We start from the raw sequence: 2,978 nt of genomic DNA, 5'->3' as shown, positions 1-2,978 counted from the left end.
AGATACATGTCGTCATAGGCCTTCAGCTTCATCACGCCGCCGACCTGATTGGTGTCGCCCGGCGCGATCAGCACCGGATCGCCGGAGGCGGCCCGCGCGAAGGCGCCGACCGGCGGCAGCGCGAACTTCTCCTTGATGTTGTAGAGCGTGCGGGTCACCACCGTGCCGTCGCCGCGCAGGATATAGGCGGCGGGCAGCTGGCGGAGCTGCAACTGCGTCTGCATGAAGATGTCGAAGCGGGCCGGGTCGTAATCGTAAATCGCCTTGGCGCGGTCGACATCGGTCGCCATGGCGATCAGGTCGCCGCGCAGCACGTTGGCGTGCTCCTGCACATAGGCGTTGGCAACCGCAATGGCATTGTCGACGATGGTGCGGGTGCGCTCCTCGAACCAGCGGTCGAGACCGCGGTCGAGGGTGATGGTGGCCAGAATGGCGACGAGGATCGCCGGCAGCGTGGCGACGAACGAGAACATCGCCACCACGCGCACATGCAGCCGCGCACCGGCCCTCCCCTGCAGCCGGGCCTGCAGGATCTTGCGGATTTCCACGAAGATCGAGCCCATCAGCACGGCAATGATGAAGCCGTTGGCGACGAGCGCGATGGTGATGACATTCTGCGTCGGGGTGATCGGCGTCAGGCCGGTCAGCACCACGAAGGTGGCGGCCGCCGACAGGATCGCCAGCACCACGAACACGACGCCCACACGGCGGGCCAGCGGCGCGCTCTCGCGCCGCAGCTCGGTGCCGCCGGAGCCGGTCGGATCGAAGGGGGTCTCGGAAGCCGTCATCGCGCCGTTCGCTTGGGCGGCCGCGGGCGGCCAGCCGGGACAATCGTTCCACCTTTCCGCCGCGGACAGCGCCGCAGCGGAGGGTGAGTCGGGCTGTTACAGGATGACAACATTGTTGCCAAAATGCGACAGACCTGAAACGGGTCCACGGCTCACTTCGGCGTCACCGGCGCGCGCGCCGGCCTTGCGGGCCGCAAAAGCCGGCGCGCACGGCCGCCGGCCGGCAAGGCGCGACAAAACGGCACCCGGCCCGGCCCTTCGCAAGGCCGGGCCGGCAGGATCGGGGCTTTCCTTTCAGTGCAGCACGGAGAGCGCGTCGACGCGGCGCCACTCATGCGCCCCGACCAGGGCGCGATAAGCGACTTCGACGGAGTGCAGCGGGCCTTCCAGCTCCCGCTTCCAGAAATCGATGAACCGGTTCAGCGTCGGAAAGGCCGGGGCGATGTCGTAGTCCTGCCAGATATAAGTCTGCAGGATCGTCGGGTGGTCCGGCATGCGATAGAGAATGCGCGCCGTGGTGAGGCCGTAACCGGAAAGCTGACGGTCGAAGTCGCGGTCGATCATGGGCACCCCCTGACAGATTGGGACCTGGAAAGTGTGCCATGATTTTGCCGGCTGACAAGCCGCCAAAAGACGATAATGGCTCAAAAGTTCTTTTGTTAGCAATCACTTGCCGCGAGTGCTAACACGCCGCTGGCGGCCATCCGCAGGCGCCTTGCCGGGGTGTATTGCCGGGCGCGCGACGCCGGCGCCGCGCGGTGCGCGAAATGCAGGCAGATGCCTCCGTTGGGTGCCGGTAATTTGTGCGCGACTGGCCGGCGCCCGCCCATAAAGCCCGGGCTTTGCCGCAGATCATCTGGCTTCGGCGGCCGCAATGCGGCTGGCCCCGGATTTGCATTATCTTCGGCAGACCGATCCGCGCGCTTCCCAAGACCGGATCGACCGCGTGCTCTGCGACGCCGACCAGAAAAATCAGGGGAACGGCTCACGGGGAGGCAGGTCTGACGACCTGCCTCCCCGCTCGCGTTCGGGCTGCTGCGCCCGTTCCGGCGGCTGCGCTGCTGTGGCGCGCCGCCGGGCCGGCCCGTGGAAATCGTCCCGCTTCGTCGTTGTCCCGTTTCGCGGTTATCCCGCTTCGCCCTTGTCACCGCTTCGGTATTGTCACCGCTTCGTCATGGCGCCGTCACGGCGGCTTCATCGCCCGCCTTTATCCGGCCGGGGTGATTTTCCCGCGCGTCCGGATGATGGAGAACGACGATGGCCCGAACCCCGCGTCTTGCCCTGCTTGCCGCCCTGATGGGCAGCAGCGCCGTTGCGCTGGCCCTGCCGGCGGCCGCCGAGCCGGCCTTCAACCGCATTGCCACCTTCGAGGTGATCGATAACCTGCCGGCCGGTGCCGACAAGGACAAGGCGACCGTCGCCGAGATCATCAAGGCGACCGAGGATGGCCGGACGCTGGTCTACACCGACAGCCCCGGCGCCCGCATCGGCCTGATCGACATCGCCGATCCGGCCAGGCCGCAGCCCGCCGGCACCGTGGCGCTGGGCGGCGAGCCGACCTCCACCGTCGTCGCCGGCGGCAAGGCGTTCGTGGGCGTGGTCACCTCGCCCTCCAAATCCGCCCCCTCCGGCCACCTCGCCGTGGTCGATCTGGCAACGAAGGCGGTGGTCGCCACCTGCGATCTCGGCGGCCAGCCGGATTCGCTGGCGCTGAGCCCCGACAGGAAGTTCATCGCCATCGCCATCGAGAACGAGCGCGACGAGGACGTGAACCACGGCGCCCTGCCCCAGCTTCCCGGCGGCTTCGTCAGCGTGGTGCCGCTGGCCGCAGACGGTTCGGCCGACTGTGCGGGCGTGAAGAAGGTGGACGTGACCGGCCTTGCCGCCATCGCCCCGGAGGATCCGGAGCCGGAATTCGTCGATATCAACGACCGCAACATTGCCGTGGTCACCCTGCAGGAAAATAATCATATCGTGCTGGTCGATCTGGCGGCCGGCAAGGTGGTGGCGAACTTCCCGGCCGGCACCGTCGACCTCGACGGCATCGACACGAAGAAGGACAGCCTCATCGCCCCGACCGACAGCCTGAAGGCCGTGGCGCGCGAGCCGGATGCGGTGAAGTGGCTGGACGACACCCGCTTCGCCACCGCCAACGAGGGCGACTGGAAGGGCGGCAGCCGCGGCTTCACC

The 2,978-nt window shown here is 67.6% G+C and carries 1 protein-coding gene and 2 pseudogenes; 1 reads left to right on the top strand and 2 read right to left on the bottom strand.

Annotation, left to right across the window (positions count from 1 at the left end; translation table 11 throughout):
• A pseudogene (locus tag V7067_RS17015) lies at positions 1 to 788 on the bottom strand (PAS domain-containing sensor histidine kinase); the annotation flags it as partial.
• Positions 789 to 1,082: 294 nt separating this feature from the next.
• Positions 1,083 to 1,352, bottom strand: coding sequence for an usg protein (locus tag V7067_RS17010; RefSeq protein ID WP_334177076.1), 270 nt, complete (start codon positions 1,350 to 1,352; stop codon positions 1,083 to 1,085).
• A 693-nt stretch (positions 1,353 to 2,045) separates the two neighbouring features.
• Here V7067_RS17010 and V7067_RS17005 point away from each other — a divergent pair.
• A pseudogene (locus V7067_RS17005) lies at positions 2,046 to 2,978 on the top strand (alkaline phosphatase); the annotation flags it as partial.

Origin of the sequence: Pseudoxanthobacter sp. (assembly GCF_036822375.1) — a bacterium.
Lineage (GTDB): Bacteria > Pseudomonadota > Alphaproteobacteria > Rhizobiales > Segnochrobactraceae > Pseudoxanthobacter.
This window is presented reverse-complemented; position numbering and strand designations above follow the sequence as displayed.